The organism is Pantoea sp. Cy-640, from assembly GCF_011752635.1.
Classification (GTDB): Bacteria; Pseudomonadota; Gammaproteobacteria; order Enterobacterales; family Enterobacteriaceae; genus Pantoea; species Pantoea dispersa.
Genome location: NZ_VWXB01000001.1, coordinates 22,926 through 39,882, shown reverse-complemented (window position 1 = coordinate 39,882; position 16,957 = coordinate 22,926). Strand labels below are relative to the sequence as shown.

Here is a 16,957-nt window from a genome sequence, read left to right as displayed (position 1 = left end):
ATCCCGCGCAGCATCGGCCAGCCCCGTAAGGCTGGCCGCGTCTGTTACTTCAGATCCGCCTCATCAAAATTGAATGAGGTATCGGGCATGACGTAAAAACCGGTCAGGTTTTTATTGTTCGCAGACAGCAACTGCTCCACCACCAGCGGAATCCACGGGTGATCGTTCCAGATGCGGTCCTGCGCGTCTTTATACAGTCTGGCTTTCTGGTCGCGATCGGTGGTCTTCAGCGCATCCGCCAGGTCTTTATCCACCTGCGGGTTGCTGTAGAACGCGGTGTTGAAGATCGCCGGTGGCCACGAGCTGGTAGCGAACAGCGGCGTCAACGCCCAGTCGGCTTCGCCGGTGGAGGCTGACCAGCCGGTGTAGAACATGCGCACCCCGCTCTCTTTCTGCCCTTTACTCTCCACTTCCGCCGCGCGCTGGCCGGCATCCATCGCCGTGACTTTCACCTTCACACCCACCTGCGCCAGTTGCTGCTGGGTAAACTGCAGCACTTTCTGCGCGGTGCTGTGGTTATGCGATGACCACAGCGTGGTTTCGAAACCGTTCGGGTAGCCCGCTTCCTTCAGCAACTCGCGCGCTTTGGCCGGATCGTATTTGATGGCCGGATAGCTCTGGGCAAAATCAATGCGCGGCGGCACGATGCCAGTGGCTGGCGTGGCGTAACCGGCAAAGGCCACTTTAGCCAGCGCCTGGCGATTGATGGCGTACTCCAGCGCTTCACGCACTTTCGGGTTATCGAACGGCTTTTGCGTCACGTTGAGGCTGATGTAACGCTGCATAATCGACGGTGTGGTCACCACATCCAGCTTGCTATTGCCCTGCAGCAGTTTGGCCTGCTCTAACGGCACCGGGAAAGCAAAACTGGCCTCACCGGTTTGCAGCATCGCCGCGCGGGTGTTGTTATCCACCACCGGACGCCAGGTAATGCTGTCGAGTTTTGGATAGCCCGGCTTCCAGTAGCCCGACCACTTTTTCACTTTGACAAAGTCGGTCTGGTTCCAGGTGTCAAAGGTATAAGGTCCGGTGCCTACCGGATGGAAACCGATGTCCTTGCCATATTTTTTCAGCGCGGTTGGCGAGATCATTACCGCAGCCGGATGTGCCAGATTGTTGATAAACGCTGAGAACGGCTGCTTCAGGGTAATTTTCACCGTGGACGGATCGACCACTTCGGTAGTGGCGATATATTTAAACAGGTTATAGCGCTTGAGATGGTTGTCCGGATTGCTGGCGCGGTCGAGGTTGACCTTCACCGCTTCGGCATTGAAATCCGTGCCATCCTGGAATTTCACGCCCGGACGCAGTTTGATGGTGTAAGTCAGCCCATCGCTGCTGGCCTGATAGCTTTCGGCCAGTACGTTGACCAGCTTCATGTCTTTATCGAAGCCGAACAGGCCCTGATAGAAAGACTTGGCCACCGCCTGCGACAGCGTGTCGTTGGCGTCGTACGGATCCAGCGTGGTGAAGGTCGACGCCACGGCAATCACCGCATCTTTGGCCGCCCAGGCGGGCAGCGCCAGCGCCGAACTCAACAACCCGGCAGTGATAACCCCTTTTCGCATGATATGGTGCATCGTTATCGTTCTCCTGTAGTCCCTGTCTTGCGCGCCCTGCACAGAGGGCGCGGTTGGTTGCTGCTCAGGCGCCGCTAATGGCATGGCGGGCGACAAAATGGCCCGGCGCCACTTCCAGTAACGGTGCCACTTCCGGCTCATCACCCAGCGGGCGAATCGGGCTGGGAATCTCATCGACCATCAGCGCCCGCTCGCGGTGCCGATGCGCCGGATCGGCCACCGGCACCGCGGCCATCAGTTTTTTGGTATAAGGATGGCGCGGCTGTTCGAATACCGCCTGACGCGGCCCCATCTCCACAATCTGTCCGAGATACATCACCGCAACGCGATGGCTGATGCGCTCCACCACCGCCATGTCGTGCGAAATAAACAGGAAGGCGATGCCAAATTCACGCTGTAAATCCAGCATCAGATTGATGATCTGCGCCTGGATCGACACATCCAGCGCGGAGACGGACTCGTCGGCGATCACCACTTTAGGATTGAGCGCCAGCGCGCGTGCGATGCAGATACGCTGGCGCTGACCGCCAGAAAACTCGTGCGGGTAGCGCTGCGCGTGTTCGGGTAGCAGACCGACGCGTTCCAGCAGCCAGGCGACGCGTTTCTCTGCCTGCGCGCGCCCCATGCTGCGATGCACCAGCAGCGGCTCCATAATTGAAAAGCCGACGGTAAGGCGCGGATCGAGCGACGCATACGGATCCTGAAAGATAAACTGAATGTCGCGGCGCAGCGTGGCCAGCGCCCTGCCCTGCAGTGCATCAATGCGCTGGCCGTCAAAGGTGATGCTGCCGCCCTGGCTGGCGACCAGCCGCAGCAGCGAGCGTCCGGTGGTGGATTTGCCGCAGCCGGACTCGCCCACCAGCGCGAGGGTTTCGCCTGCATAAAGATCGAAACTGACTTTTTCCACCGCGTGGACGCGACGCTTAACCCGATTGAGCAGCCCGCCGCGAATATCAAAGCGCGTAACCAGATCGCGCACCTGTAAAATCGGCGGACGATCGTGACGCACGGTATCCTGCGGCGTGCTGGCCTCTTCGCGGCCGTTGGTATGCAGCAGCGGGAACTTCGCCGGCAGCGGCTGGCCGCTCATCGCCCCGAGCTTTGGCACGGCCGCCAGCAACGCGCGGGTATACGGCTGCTGCGGCGCGTCGAAAAGCTGCTGCACCGGCGCGCGTTCAACCACATCGCCGCGATACATCACCTGCACGCGATCGGCCATCTCCGCCACCACGCCCATATCATGCGTAATAAAAATGACGCCCATCTGCATCTCTTTTTGCAGCACGCGAATCAGCTGCAGAATCTGCGCCTGGATGGTGACGTTCAGCGCGGTGGTCGGCTCATCGGCAATCAGCAGCGCCGGCTTGCACGACAGCGCCATGGCAATCATCACGCGCTGGCGCATACCGCCGGAGAGCTGATGCGGATAGCGCGACAGCACATTGTGCGCTTCCGGAATGCGCACCAGATCCAGCATGCGTCGCGCTTCGGCCTGCGCCTGCTGGTGACTTTTCCCCTGATGCAAACGAATAGATTCGGCGATCTGTTCACCGACGGTGAATACCGGGTTGAGCGACGTCATCGGCTCCTGAAAGATCATCGCCATGTCCGCACCGCGCACCCGGCGCATCTGGCTGGCGGACGCACGCATCACATCCAGCACCTCGCCGTTGCGCCGCCGCAGCAGGATTTCACCGCTGACCGCGCCGCCGGCCTGTGCAATCAGACGCATCAGCGCCAGCGACGTCACCGATTTGCCCGAGCCCGATTCGCCCACCAGCGCCAGCGTTTCTCCGCGGTGCAGATCGAGCGAAAGCTGCCGCACGGCGTCCGTCACGCGCCCTTCATGCTCAAAGCGCACGCAGAGATCGCGTACCGCCAGCACCTGCTGCGGCGCAAACTGCTGCTGTAGATCCGTCATGCCTGCTCCTTAGCTGTCGCGGTAAATCGCCACCTCAACTTCGCCGCCCACATAAGCGAATCCGCGGTACATGCCTTCGCTGTTAAACGGCAGCGCCACGTTGCCGTGGGCATCAATGGCAATCAGCCCGCCGCTACCCTCCAGCTCCTGCACTTTGTCATGAATCACGCTGGCGGTGGCCTGTTGCAGCGAACGACCACCATATTCCATCTGCGCCGAGACATCGTAAGCCGCCAGCGTACGAATAAACACTTCACCGGTACCGGTACAGGAGACCGCCACGGTGGCGTTGTTGGCATAGCAGCCGGCGCCCGCCAGCGGTGAATCGCCGACGCGGCCCGCCTGCTTGTTGGTCATGCCGCCGGTGGAGGTGGCGGCCGCCAGATTACCCTGCAAATCGAGCGCCACCGCGCCCACGGTGCCAAATTTGCGATCCGGGTCCAGCGGATCGCTCCCCTGCGCCGCGCCATCATGATCCAGCAGCATTTGTTCGCTGCCCAGCGCGCGCTGCAGCTGCTCCCAGCGTTCTGGCGTCGAGAAGAAATCAGGCTCGACCGGCGTCAGCCCCTGTTGCGCGGCAAAGGCTTCCGCCCCGCTGCCAATAAAGAGCACGTGCGGACTGGCTTCCAGCACTTTACGCGCGGCAAGAATCGGATTGCGGATACGGCTGACGCCAGCGACGGCGCCGATATCCAGCGTACGGCCATCCATCAGGCTGGCATCCAGTTCATGGGTGCCCTGATGGGTGAACACGGCACCTCTGCCGGCATTGAACAGCGGGCACTCTTCCAGCAGCCGTACCGCTTCGGTCACGGCATCCAGCGCGCTACCGCCGCTGGCCAGAATCTGCTGACCGGCGCTGACAATCGCGGCCAATTGCTGACGATAGTGCTGCTCTTTTTCGGCGCTCATTGCCGCACGCGTAATCGCGCCGGCACCGCCGTGAATTGCGATAACTGCTTTAGCCATAACCGTTACCCTGTCAAGGAATCAGAGCCAAAAACACTGATTTAGAATGGTTTTCATCTTTTTTTGGCAATTTTCGACTATAGAAAGCCCCTCCCTGCTTGTAAAGCAGAAAGTGTATCAGCGGTCATAACCTTTTAATGTGGATTATGCTTTTTTGTGAATTAAAAGAGAGAACGCACCAGCTTTAATATTATGGCTGGCGCGCTTACGTCTGGCACCGGCAAGGCAGTGAACAATCTATTTTCCCTTACTTTCTGTGTGGCTTCAGTACCGGTTAAAAATCGGGTAAGTTAAAGGCCCATTCATGAAAAGGAATATTCAGTGGAAGATGAAAAAGGGCTAAGGATTGCACTCTCCCCGGTGCAGCTGGCAGCCATCCTTTCAGATCGCAGCGTCAGCGAGGGTGAAACGACCAGCAACCGCATTTTTGGAGGACTCGGGCTCGCTGGCGGAGTGATTGAGCTTTTTGGTGCTGGCGCACTGTGCGTCGTGCCTGAGCCCACCATGCTGACCAAAGCTGGCTGCGTCTTTGTCGGCACTCACGGTCTCGACACGCTTCAGGCCAGCCTGCGCCAGGTATGGACTGGCAGACAGGTCGCTACCGACACGTTTAATTCGGCCGTGTCACTCGCAGAATCGCTCGGCGCTGACCATCAGACCGCCATGAATGTCGGCCTGACGGTAGATATCGCCATTCCGATGGCATTTGCCTTTGCAGCCGGAGCAGAGCGCGTCATCGCGGTGCGTGCCGGGCGGGTCAAAATCGCCGAGCATGAGTCGCTTTCAGGGCGAGCACCCGGTGGGCACACGATTGAGCGACATATCGGCAAAACGCCGGATGAGCTGCGGGAGAGGCTTCGTAATCGGCCTCGTCTCGATGAAGCCAGTAGCTTTAAGTCTCTGAGCGAGGCGGAAGCACTGATCAGTAAGGTGCTGGCAGATAACAAGCATCAAATTCAGATGTGGGTGAAAAATATCCCTCCAGGCCTGCAAGCCCGTATGCGCCTGAGTCGGCGTTTTTCACATCCTGTTGGTATAGTCGTGAGTAAAGGGCGTGAAGAGGTTGAGATCTGCTACGCCGTTCGCGTCATACTGGATTTTAAGCCCTACAACGGCAAACCTTACTTTATCATTACCGCTTTCCCGGAGTTATGATGGACCGTATCAGTATCAGTGAACTGGATAATTTTATTGGCATCTGGTTTGGGCAGGATTATGACCTGTTTGAACCGGGTGATGAGATCGAGCCCAAAATCGAGGCGTATATCAGAGAAGCGCATAAAGGAAACCTGCACGCCATACTGGCAGACATCGAGCTGTTTCTGGCAGAGTGCGATGACGTCGAATCTGATTTCCGTGACCGCTATAAAAGAGAGTTTGTTCCGGCCAACTGGGATACCACTGCGGGCGCGTTTCTGTCACTGGTGCATAAGAAAGTATCTGCCGCACTCACATCATAACGTCAGCACGGTTGTTAACATGACTATCACTTTCAGTCTGAACAAAGCATGTTCGCCGGCGGATTCGTCACCGCACACTAATTTCCATTACCTTTAATCTCGCATGTGACTCAGCCGACAACAGCCACCATAATAGGCAGCATTCGCCTTTAACCCGACAGAGATGGACATGGAACCTTTTACCGCCGGACTGATTTCCCTTGAAGACGCGCAGCAGAAAATGCTGCAGCAGCTGCAACCGATTAGCGATTGCCTGAGCGTCGCGCTGGCCGATGCCGCCGGGCGCATTACCGCGAAGCCGGTGATTTCGCCGCTGGACGTGCCGCCGTTCGATAACTCCGCGATGGACGGCTACGCGCTGCGCCTGAGCGACCTGTCCGCTGACCGCGTGTTGCCGGTAGCGGGCAAAGCGTTTGCCGGCGCCCCGTTTAATGGCGAGTGGCCAGCCGGCAGCGTGATTCGCATCATGACCGGCGCACCGATTCCCGCCGGCTGCGACGCCGTGGTGATGCAGGAGCAAACCGAACCGCGTGACGGCGGCATTGTTATCACCGCGCCAGTGCGTGCCGGGCAAAATATTCGCCGCATCGGGGAGGATATTCAGGCCGGTAAGCAGGTACTGGATGCCGGCGTGCGGCTCGGTGCGGCGGAGCTGCCGCTGCTGGCGTCGCTGGGTATTGCGGAGGTCAGCGTGCTGCGTAAGCTGCGCGTGGCCATTTTCTCCACCGGTGACGAACTGCAGGCGGTGGGCCAGCCGCTGGCTGAGGGCCAGATTTATGACACCAACCGCTTCACCGTGGCGCTGATGCTGCGCAAACTTGGCTGCGAGGTGATCGACCTTGGCGTGATCGCTGACGATCCCGCGAAGCTGCGCCAGGCCTTCAGCGAAGCCGATCGCCAGGCCGATGTGGTGATCAGCACCGGCGGTGTATCAGTGGGCGAGGCGGATTTCACCAAAGCGATGCTCGAAGAGCTGGGCGCGATTACCTTCTGGAAGCTGGCGATCAAGCCCGGCAAGCCGTTTGCCTTTGGCCGTCTGGCCAACAGCTGGTTCTGCGGGTTGCCGGGCAATCCGGTGTCGGCGGCCGTGACCTTCTATCAGCTGGTGCAGCCGCTGCTGGCCACGCTGACCGGCCAGACCACGCGCATCATGCCGCTGCGCCAGCGCGCGCGCGCAACGCAGCGTCTGAAGAAAGCACCGGGCCGGCTCGATTTTCAGCGCGGCATCCTCAGTCGCGGCGATGATGGTGTACTGGAAGTGCGCAGCACCGGTGCGCAGGGCTCGCACGTGTTCAGTTCCTTTGCGCTGGCCGACTGCTTTATTGTGCTGGAGCGCGATCGTGGTGACGTTGAGCCGGGCGAATGGGTTGATATCGAGGCCTTCAACAGCCTGCTGGAGGGCTAATGCACACAGAGCTGAGCGATGAAGAGATGCTGCGCTACAACCGGCAGATTGTGCTGCGCGGCTTCGATTTCGACGGCCAGGAACGGCTGAAAGCCTCACGGGTACTTATCGTTGGCCTGGGCGGACTAGGCTGTGCTGCCGCGCCCTATCTTGCCGCCGCCGGCGTCGGCCATCTGACGCTGCTGGATTTCGATCGCGTCAGCCTGAGTAATCTGCAGCGCCAGATTCTGCACAGCGATGAGCGCATCGGCATGGCAAAAGTCGCCTCGGCCCGTCAGCAGCTGGCGGCGCTCAATCCACACTGCACGCTGGAGGCGATCGATGCGCAGCTGGATGAAGCCGCGCTCGGCGAACTGATTGCGCGTCACGATGCGGTGCTGGACTGCAGCGACAATGTCACCACGCGCGAACAGGTGAACCGCGGATGTTTTCAGCATCGGGTGCCGCTGATCTCCGGCGCCGCCATTCGTATGGAAGGCCAGCTCAGCGTATTTACCTGGCAGCCCGGCGAGCCCTGCTATCGCTGCATCAGCCGCCTGTTCGGCGAGCAGACGCTGAGCTGTGTCGAAGCCGGCGTAATGGCTCCGCTGGTCGGCGTGGTGGGTGCGATGCAGGCGATGGAAACGCTGAAGGTGCTGAGCGCCTTTGGCCAGCCGGCCAGCGCGCGACTACTGATGTACGACGCGATGAGCGCCGAGTTTCGCAGCCTGAAAGTTGCGCAGGACGCGCAGTGTGAAGTGTGTGGCCAGCGTGAGGAATAACGCCGGGGCGTGACATAAGCGTCAGGTATTGCTGAGCGGCGCAATTTATCAGGCGATAAATTGCGCCGCTGATGATGGCGACTGCTAAACGGCTACGCCGTTATACGATGCCCTGGCTGCGCAGGTAATCTTCGTAGTTGCCGGTGAAGTCAACGATGCGATCGCCTTTCATCTCGATGACGCGCGTCGCCAGCGAGCTGACGAACTCACGGTCGTGCGAGACGAAAATCAGCGTGCCTTCGTACATCTCCAGCGCCATGTTCAGTGACTCAATCGACTCCATATCCAGGTGGTTAGTCGGTTCGTCCATCACCAGGATGTTTGGCTTCTGCATCATCAGCTTGCCAAACAGCATGCGGCCCTTCTCACCACCGGACAGCACTTTCGCTGGCTTCTTGATGTCGTCATGGCTGAACAGCAGACGACCAAGAATACTGCGCACCGCCTGCTCGTCGTCGCCTTCCTGCTTCCACTGGCTCATCCAGTCGAACACGCTCAGGTCGTCAGCAAAATCTTCGGCGTGATCCTGCGCGTAGTAACCAATGCGCGCATTCTCCGACCATTTCACCGTGCCGCTATCCGGCTGCAGTTCACCGACCAGCGTTTTCAGCAGGGTGGATTTACCAATACCGTTGGCGCCGAGGATGGCCAGTTTCTCACCCACTTCCAGCAGCAGGTTAAGATTTTTAAACAGCGGACCGTTATCAAATCCTTTGGTCAGCGCTTCCACTTCCAGCGCATTACGGAACAGCTTTTTATCCTGCTCGAAACGAATATACGGGTTCTGACGGCTGGAGGCTTTTACCTCATCCAGTTTGATTTTATCAATCTGCTTCGCGCGCGAAGTGGCCTGCCGTGATTTTGAGGCGTTGGCGCTAAAGCGGCTAACGAAGGATTGCAGATCGGCAATTTGTGCTTTCTTCTTGGCGTTATCCGCTAATAAACGCTCGCGCGCCTGGGTCGCCGCCGTCATATATTCGTCATAATTGCCGGGATAAACGCGCAGCTCACCGTAATCCAGATCCGCCATGTGCGTACACACCATATTCAGGAAGTGACGGTCATGCGAAATGATGATCATGGTACTGTCACGTTCGTTAAGCACCTGCTCCAGCCAGCGAATGGTGTCAATATCCAGGTTGTTGGTCGGTTCGTCGAGTAACAAAATATCCGGGTTAGCAAATAATGCCTGCGCCAGCAGCACACGCAATTTCCAGCCTGGGGCAATTTCACTCATCGGACCGTAATGCTGCTCCACCGGAATGCCCACGCCGAGTAATAATTCTCCGGCGCGTGATTCGGCACTGTAACCGTCCATTTCACCGTAGGCGACCTCAAGGTCGGCGACTTTATAGCCTTCCTCTTCGCTCATTTCCGGCAATGCATATATGCGATCGCGCTCCTGCTTCACCGCCCACAATTCCTGGTGCCCCATAATCACGGTATCCAGCACGCTATATTGCTCGAAAGCAAACTGATCCTGGCGAAGCTTACCGATGCGCTCATTAGGGTCGAGGGAAACATTTCCGTTAGTCGGAACCAGGTCGCCGCCCAGTATTTTCATGAAGGTCGATTTACCGCTGCCGTTCGCACCGATTAAACCGTAACGATTACCGCCGCCAAATTTAACGGAGATATTCTCAAACAGTGGCTTACTGCCGAACTGCATAGTGATATTGCTGGAAACTAACACGGCATTGACCTTTGTTACGCAGTGGAGGAAAAAACAGCGGGCATTATGCCAGAAGCGGCCTGGATGAGCCACCTCTGCACCCGGATACGCAAAGGCAAGGCGGAGAACACCTTGTTGCCAGAGGTAAAATAATTGCGACCGTGCCGGACAGGTTATCCACGGCGCGGGGAATGAACCGCCGCCCGTGCCCGGAGCGAGGCCAATAAAAAAGCCGGAGACGCTGACACCTCCGGCTCCCGCTTACAAGGATTGTGCAGATTATTTGATCAGGAAGCTGTCGAGGCTTTTACCTGCATCCAGCGCTTTTTTAATCGCAGCTGGGGTACGGCCCTGACCGGTCCATGATTTCTCTTCACCGTTTTCGTCGGTGTAAGAATATTTCGCCGGACGCGGCGCACGCTTGGCGCGTTTTTTACCGGTTTCCAGTGCACCCAGTAATTCGTTCGGGTCGATACCGTCTGCCAGCAGCATTTCACGGTATTTAGACAGCTTCTCTTCTTTTTCGCGGTTCTGCGCTTCTTCCGCTTCAACTTCGTCACGGCGCTCAGTTACCACGACGGTTAATTTTTCCAGAATTTCTTCCAGATCGCTCAGTGGCAGTTCACGAGCCTGTGCACGTAATGTGCGAATGTTGTTCAGAACTTTAAATGCGTCACTCATCACAATGTCCTTGCTTAAGGGGGTTAAATAAACTGTAGTGGCAAGATTACCCAATTCAAATAAAAAAATAAATTAATTTTGCAGACCGGATTAATCCGAATGGATTAGCCTATTCCAGTCAGGCGCGTTTAAACCCAATGTGCGGCGTGAATTAACGGTGAATTAACATCAGTGGTTCAGTACCACCGGCTGGAACTGGAATCGATTTCATTGCTTATTCACGCGTAGGAAACAAGCGTTTAGCGCTTATTGTGCGCTGAGGCAGTAGTCAGCATAAAGGTAAAAAAACATTAATAGTGTAAGTAAAATCCGTTTTTAACGCGGATGGCATTAGCGTCACAGATGCGAGCAATATCTCATTTTGCCATTAAATAAATAAAAAAAGGCCGGTTGTTAACCGGCCATCATGCAAAAATCGTATGTCTGTGGTTATCCGCTTTTCTTCACTGCCGGTCGCAATAGCTGGGGCGCCGGCGCATCAGACAGCCGGTCGTGCAAATAATGTTCAATCTGCTCCAGCGAACGATGGCGTGTTTCCGGTACCCAGCGAATAACAAAAATCGCGCCGCCTATGCCAATCAGCGCGAAAATAAAGAACGCGCCGGATAAGCCAACCGACGCCAGCAGAACCGGGAACAGCAGAGAAATAAGAAAATTGGCGATCCACAACGCAAATACCGCGCCGCCCATAAAAATACCGCGTAACCGCGTCGGGAAAATTTCTGACAGCAGCAGCCAGGTCACCGGCGATAACGCGCCCTGCTGGAAACTCAGAAACATCAGCATACCCAGCAGCACCATATAACTGCGCAAGATATCCGGCTGACCGTTAACTGTTTCCGGCATCAGGTAACTGACGGTGCCAATAAACACCAGACAGGCGGTACAACCAAACTGACCTATCATCGTCATGGTGCGGCGACCGATGCGCCCCAGCAGCCAGATCCCCACAAAGGTCATTAATACCGAGACCGCGCCATTGGCAATGGTGGCAAACAGCGCAGCGTCATTGCTCATCCCCACCGCTTTCAGCATGGTCGGCGCGTAGTACATGATGGTATTCACGCCGGTCAGTTGCTGGATGGCGGCAATACCGATACCGATCAGGAACAGTTTGATCAGCCACGGCTGGCGCAGTTCCCGCAGACGCGGACGCTGCTGTTGCTCGTCCGACAGCGTCTCTTCGATCTCCATCATCTCCCACTCAACGTCTTCGCGCGCGCGGGTGCGTTCCAGCACCTTGCGCGCCTCAGCGAGACGGCCTTTCATGGCATACCAGCGCGGCGTGTCCGGCATAAACATCATCCCGAACCACAGCAGCACCGCCGGCAGCGTGGCGACCGCCAGCATCCAGCGCCAGGTCGTGTCGCCCCCCCAGGCTGCGTTGAAGCCGGCGTTCGACATATAGGCCAGCATTTGGCCGGAAACGATCATCAGCTCCTGCATGGTCACCAGCTGACCCCGTTTGTTGGCTGGTGCCATTTCGGCGATATACACCGGTACGGTGGCGGACGCACCGCCCACGGCCACGCCAAGGACCAGGCGGAAGAAAATCATCCAGCTGACATCAGGTGCCAGTGCGGTACCCAGCGCGCCGAGTGCAAAAATAATCGCCAGTACCAGAATAATTTTTCTCCGCCCGACCGCGGCGGCAAAGTGACCGGAAGCCAGTGCGCCAAACGCCGCGCCGAACAGCAGGCTGCTGGTCACCAGCCCGGTGGTAAATGGGGTGAGATGCAGATCGTCGCCCATGAATAACAGTGCGCCGGAGATCACGCCGGTGTCGTAGCCAAACAGCAAACCACCAAGGGTGGCAATCAGCGCAATGACTTTCACAAAAGGCTCGGTGCGCGTGCTGCTATTTGGCCCTGATGCCGGATTGGGCGTCATCCAGGTTTCGCGGGACATAACCAACTCCTTTCCTGAGATAAGAAGCCTTAAAATAGATTATTTCCACCACAATAAATAAATATGAAATTTAAATTTTGCGCCACGGGTCATTATCTTTGCCTTTAATTGAGATAATGATCACAAAACCAGATTCAGAGCGCAGAGAACACAGTGCAAATTTTGCACAACAAACAGAAGGGAGAATATTTATTTCATGGAAGGCGTTGACCGCACGCAGTGAATGCGGTCAGCGATGTCAGATTAATTGACTGCGGTGGCCGGACCAAAGACGTCATAGTCCGGCAGCGTCACCTGCTGATACGGCTCCCAGCCGCCGCCCAGCGCTTTATACAGCGCTACCAGGTCCAGCGCGCTTTGCATGCGCGCCTGGGTGGATTGCGCCTGCGACTGTGCCAGCTGACGCTGAGCATCCAGCACCTCAAGGAAGGTAGAGATGCCCTGTTTGTAACTGTCACTGGCGAGGTCAAAGGCGCGCTGCAGTGCGCCAGTGGTCTCATCCAGCGCGGTAACCTGTTGCTGATCGGCGCGGTAGCTAACCAGCGCATTTTCCACATCCTGCAGCGCCGTCAATACCGTCTGGCGATAATCGAGCGCCGCGCTCGCCTGCTGCGCACGCGCCAGTTTCACGCTGGAAACCAGACGTCCGCCCTGAAAAATCGGGATCGACAGCGCCGGGCCGACGCTGAAGAAGTGGCTGCTCCAGTCGTCAAGGTAGCTGGCATCGGTATTGCGCACGCCCAGCTGCCCGGTGAGCGACAGGCTGGGGAACAGGTTCGCGACTGATACGCCGATATTGGCGGTCTGCGCATGCAGATTCGCTTCAGCCTGGCGGATGTCCGGACGACGGCGCGCCAGCGTCGATGGAATGCCCACCGCCACCAGCTTCGGCAACGCCGGCAGCGCTTTGCTGCTCATCAGTTCGTTATCCAGCGCGCCCGGCGTTTTGCCCAGCAGCACTGCCAGCCCGTTCATCGCCTGACGTTCCTGGGCCTGATACTGCGGCAGCTGCGCGTTAAGGGAGGCCAGCTGCGCACGGGCATTCTCAACGTCGGTGAGCGGCGCCAGACCGTTACGCTGCTGACTTTGCGTCAGCTCCCAGGTTTGCTGCGCCACGTTGATTTGCTGTTGCAGCGTTGCCAGCACCGCCTGCGCGCCGCGCAGCTGCAGATACGCGCGCGCGACCTCAGCTTCCAGCGACACCAGCGCATCGTTACGCTGCTCGATCGCCGCCTGCTGCTGCGCGTCCGCCATCTCCATCTGGCGTCGTACTTTGCCCCATAAATCCAGTTCCCAGCTGGCGTCAAAGCTGCCCTGATACAGCGTGACCGAATGGGTCAGGCCGTTGAGCTGATCCGCCACGTCATCATCCACCTGATCGTATACCCCGTTGGATTTCAGCATGCCTTTCAGGCCGAGCTGCTGACGCGTCACTTTGGCGGAGCCGTTAAGCGACGGGAACAGCCCGCCACGTGCCTGCGCCAGCTGTTCGCGCGCACCGGCGATGCGCAGCACCGACTGTTGCAGCGTCAGGTTGCCGGCGATGGCGCGCTCAATCAGGCTATCGAGCTGCGGGTCGTTAAAGCTTTTCCACCACGAAGGATTGGTCGCGGACGCCAGCGGTTTTGAGGCTTCCTGAGAGGGCAAATCACGGTAGCTACCGGGCGTGTGCGCCTGTGGCGGCTGATAATCGGGCCCGACGGCACAACCCGCCAGCAGCATGGACAGCGCCAGCAGCGTCAGCGACGGCGTAACGCGCGAAGAGGTGATCATGTTAATGTGCTCCTGCACTGCCTTCGCTCTTGATCGGCGAAAGCAACCAACAAAAAGGAATCAATAGCACGGCGACAATGCTCAGGCCCATGAACACGTCGATGTAAGCCAGAATACGCGCCTGGGCAATCATCTCCTGATAGAGCTGACCGCTGGCCAGCGTCAGCGGATCGCCCACCGCACTGGTAAAGTCACGAATCGCCTGCGCCCAGTGCTGCAGCGTGAGGTTGAACTGCTCATTGAGCGGCGACATGTTGTGCACCATGTGGGCCGATCGCACCTGTTCACGTTCGGTGATGCCAGCTGTGGCCAGCGAAATGCCGATCGAACCGGCCACGTTACGGAACATGGTGAACAGTGCGGAGGCATCCGCATTCAGGCGCTGCGGCACGGTGATAAAGGCAATGGTGGTGAGCGGCACAAACAGGAAGCCGAGACCAATCGACTGCGCGCTGCGCATCAGCACCAGCGTGGTGAAATCCACGTTGGGCGTCAGGGTGCTGGAATAGAAGAAGGCCAGCGCCAGACAGGTAAAGCCAAAGGCGATGATGTAGCGCGTCTGCACAATCGGCATCAGCTTCAGCACCAGCGGGATGGTGAGCACGATCAGCACCGCGCCGGGCGACAGCACCAGCCCGGACCAGGTGGCGGTATAACCGAGATCCTGCTGCGCCAGCTGCGGTAACACCACCGAGCTGCCATAAAGAATCATCGCCATGCCCGCCATCAGCAGACCGGCCACCCAGAAGTTGCGATCCTTCATCACCGTGATATCCACCACCGGCTTGCGCGCATACAGCAGCCAGTAAACCGCACCGACGATGCCGACGGCCGCCAGCATGGCAAACAGGCGAATAAAGTGTGAAGCGAACCAGTCTTCGTCTTCACCGCGATCGAGAAACACCTGCAAACAGCCGAGACCCAGGGTAATCAGGCTGATGCCGATATAGTCGATTTTCAGCCGGCCCTTCGCCCACTTGCGCTCCCACGGCGGATCTTCCAGCAGCTGATAGATCGCCAGCACAGTGAGGATCCCCACCGGAATATTAATAAAGAACACCCAGCGCCAGCTGTAGTTGTCGGTGATCCAGCCACCGAGCGTCGGGCCAATTACCGGCGCGACAATAATGGCAATCGATGACAGGCCAAAAGCCTTGCCGCGATCTTCCGGCTTGAAGTAATCCAGCAGCACCGACTGCTGCACCGGTTGCAGCCCGCCGCCGAAGAAGCCCTGCAGCACGCGGAAAAGAATGATTTGCCACAGCTCGGTGGCAATGCCGCACAGGAAGGAGCAGATGGTAAACATCACGATGCAGATCAGGAAGAACTGCTTGCGCCCAAACAGGCGGCTGAAAAAGGCCGAGATCGGCAGCACAATGCCGTTGGCGACCAGATAGGAGGTCAGTACCCAGGTGGATTCATCGTAGCTGGATGACAGCGACCCGGCGATGTGCGGCAGCGCAACGTTAACGATGGTGGTGTCCAGAATCTCCATGAACACCGCCAGCGTTACCGTGATGGCAACCAGCCAGGGATTGCTGGCCGGACGCCAGCTTTCGCTCGCACTCATTCCACCGTCACCTTCGGTTCAACCGACAGGCCAAGCGGCAGCGGATGATTCGGGTCGAGCCCTTTATCAATCACAATTTTCACCGGCACGCGTTGCACAATCTTCACGTAGTTACCGGTGGCGTTCTCGGCCGGGAAGGTAGAGAAGCGCGAGCCGGAGCCCATCTGCACGCTGTCGACGTGCCCTTCCAGCTTCATGTCCGGCCAGGCATCAACGCCAATCTCCACTTTATCGCCCGGATTCATGCGCGCCAGCTGCGACTCTTTGAAGTTGGCGGTGATCCAGATATCCGGCGATACCAGCGAAAACAGCGCGCTGCCGGCCTGTACCAGCGTACCGGGCTGCACGTTGCGTTTGGTGACGAAACCGTCATACGGCGCGCGTACTTCGGTGTATGAGAGGTTAAGCTCGGCAGTGTTGAGCTGAGCCCGGGCTTGCTCGACCTGCTGCTGCCGCGCTTCAACATTGGTTTCCTGCTGGCGAATCTGCAACTGCACCTGCGAGGCCACTTCGACCTGCGCTTTGGCGCTCTGCAGCTGCGCTTCAGCCGAGCGTAACTGCGCAGCGGCGGTATCGATATTGCGCTGCGAGGTCGCGCGCGGGTCAACACCGCGCTGACGACGGTAATCCGCCTGCGCATTGAGTAAATTGGCCTGCGCCCGCGCCTGGTCGGCCAGCGCCTGATCGCGCTGCGCCGGATATTGCACCCGCGCCAGCGCCAGCTGCGCCTGCGCCTGATGCAGCTGCGCCTGCGCCAGACCGAGCTGTGCTTTGGCCTGATCGCGCTGTGCGGCGTTATCACGCGGGTCGATCAGCACCAGCAGATCGCCCTTCTTCACCCGCTGGTTATCTTTTACCAGCAGCTGCACCACGTAGCCCGACGCTTTGGGCGCGATGGTCACGGCATCGCCTTCGGTGAACGCATCGTCGGTGGTTTCAATGTTGCGCGTGCTAAACCAGAACCAGAATCCCACCAGCAGCATAATCACCACCACAATCGCCAGAATGATCAGCGGCTTTTTGCCGGGGCGTTTACGGGGTGATTGCTCGTTATCCTGACTGGAATCTGACGTGTTGTTGTCTTTTTGCTCATCGGCGGATGGCGGATTGTGGTTTTCACTCATAATTTGTCATCACTGGCTGGTAATCCCGATCCCCGGGCGAAACGGTCAACTTAACCTTAGATGGGAAATTGACAAATGCCAGTGTAACTTTACATAAGCTAACATCCGACGCATTTTCTGCCACATCACTTAA

At 58.0% G+C, this 16,957-nt stretch carries 13 protein-coding genes; 4 read left to right on the top strand and 9 right to left on the bottom strand.

The window, feature by feature from the left end; genetic code table 11:
- Window positions 1-44: 44 nt before the first annotated feature.
- The 3 genes from gsiB to F3J36_RS00170 all read right to left on the bottom strand — a co-directional run bounded on the left by gsiB (window position 45) and on the right by F3J36_RS00170 (window position 4,470).
- On the bottom strand, window positions 45-1,580 hold the full coding sequence (gsiB, locus tag F3J36_RS00180; protein WP_058757797.1) for a glutathione ABC transporter substrate-binding protein GsiB: 1,536 nt from the start codon (window positions 1,578-1,580) through the stop codon (window positions 45-47).
- Window positions 1,581-1,644: 64 nt separating this feature from the next.
- Window positions 1,645-3,501: a dipeptide ABC transporter ATP-binding protein gene (locus F3J36_RS00175; protein WP_166718615.1), complete on the bottom strand. Its 1,857-nt coding sequence runs from the start codon at window positions 3,499-3,501 to the stop codon at window positions 1,645-1,647.
- Between the two features lie 9 nt (window positions 3,502-3,510).
- Window positions 3,511-4,470, bottom strand: a complete 960-nt coding sequence (locus F3J36_RS00170) for an isoaspartyl peptidase/L-asparaginase family protein (RefSeq protein ID WP_166718614.1) — start codon at window positions 4,468-4,470, stop codon at window positions 3,511-3,513.
- A gap of 321 nt (window positions 4,471-4,791) precedes the next feature.
- Between F3J36_RS00170 and F3J36_RS00165 the strand changes: the two genes are divergently transcribed.
- The 4 genes from F3J36_RS00165 to moeB all read left to right on the top strand — a co-directional run bounded on the left by F3J36_RS00165 (window position 4,792) and on the right by moeB (window position 8,096).
- Window positions 4,792-5,625 (top strand): RNase A-like domain-containing protein, encoded by an 834-nt coding sequence (locus F3J36_RS00165; protein WP_166718613.1) that lies wholly within the window; start codon window positions 4,792-4,794, stop codon window positions 5,623-5,625.
- Entirely contained in the window at window positions 5,625-5,930 is a 306-nt protein-coding gene (locus F3J36_RS00160) for a contact-dependent growth inhibition system immunity protein (protein ID WP_166719109.1), read from the top strand. The genes F3J36_RS00165 and F3J36_RS00160 overlap by 1 nt, the downstream gene beginning before the upstream one ends.
- 169 nt (window positions 5,931-6,099) lie before the next feature.
- Window positions 6,100-7,335 carry a molybdopterin molybdotransferase MoeA gene (gene moeA, locus F3J36_RS00155; RefSeq protein ID WP_305848945.1) on the top strand — a complete coding sequence of 412 codons (1,236 nt, stop codon included), beginning with the start codon at window positions 6,100-6,102 and terminating at the stop codon, window positions 7,333-7,335.
- Complete coding sequence (gene moeB / locus F3J36_RS00150) at window positions 7,335-8,096, top strand: molybdopterin-synthase adenylyltransferase MoeB (RefSeq protein ID WP_021508407.1); 762 nt, start codon at window positions 7,335-7,337, stop codon at window positions 8,094-8,096. Before moeA ends, moeB begins: the two co-directional genes overlap by 1 nt.
- Window positions 8,097-8,196: 100 nt before the next feature.
- Here the strand turns inward: moeB and F3J36_RS00145 are convergent, their stop codons facing one another.
- The 6 genes from F3J36_RS00145 to F3J36_RS00120 form a co-directional block, all read right to left on the bottom strand.
- Window positions 8,197-9,789 (bottom strand): ABC-F family ATPase, encoded by a 1,593-nt coding sequence (locus tag F3J36_RS00145; protein ID WP_031279866.1) that lies wholly within the window; start codon window positions 9,787-9,789, stop codon window positions 8,197-8,199.
- 258 nt (window positions 9,790-10,047) lie between these two features.
- On the bottom strand, window positions 10,048-10,449 hold the full coding sequence (locus F3J36_RS00140; RefSeq protein WP_021508409.1) for an H-NS family nucleoid-associated regulatory protein: 402 nt from the start codon (window positions 10,447-10,449) through the stop codon (window positions 10,048-10,050).
- Between the two features lie 429 nt (window positions 10,450-10,878).
- Entirely contained in the window at window positions 10,879-12,357 is a 1,479-nt protein-coding gene (locus F3J36_RS00135; protein WP_058757802.1) for a sugar porter family MFS transporter, read from the bottom strand.
- A gap of 243 nt (window positions 12,358-12,600) precedes the next feature.
- Window positions 12,601-14,130: an efflux transporter outer membrane subunit gene (locus F3J36_RS00130; RefSeq protein ID WP_021508411.1), complete on the bottom strand. Its 1,530-nt coding sequence runs from the start codon at window positions 14,128-14,130 to the stop codon at window positions 12,601-12,603.
- Window position 14,131: 1 nt separating this feature from the next.
- On the bottom strand, window positions 14,132-15,700 hold the full coding sequence (locus F3J36_RS00125; protein WP_058757803.1) for a DHA2 family efflux MFS transporter permease subunit: 1,569 nt from the start codon (window positions 15,698-15,700) through the stop codon (window positions 14,132-14,134).
- Window positions 15,697-16,824 (bottom strand): HlyD family secretion protein, encoded by a 1,128-nt coding sequence (locus tag F3J36_RS00120; RefSeq protein WP_021508413.1) that lies wholly within the window; start codon window positions 16,822-16,824, stop codon window positions 15,697-15,699. The genes F3J36_RS00125 and F3J36_RS00120 overlap by 4 nt, the downstream gene beginning before the upstream one ends.
- Window positions 16,825-16,957 lie beyond the last annotated feature (133 nt).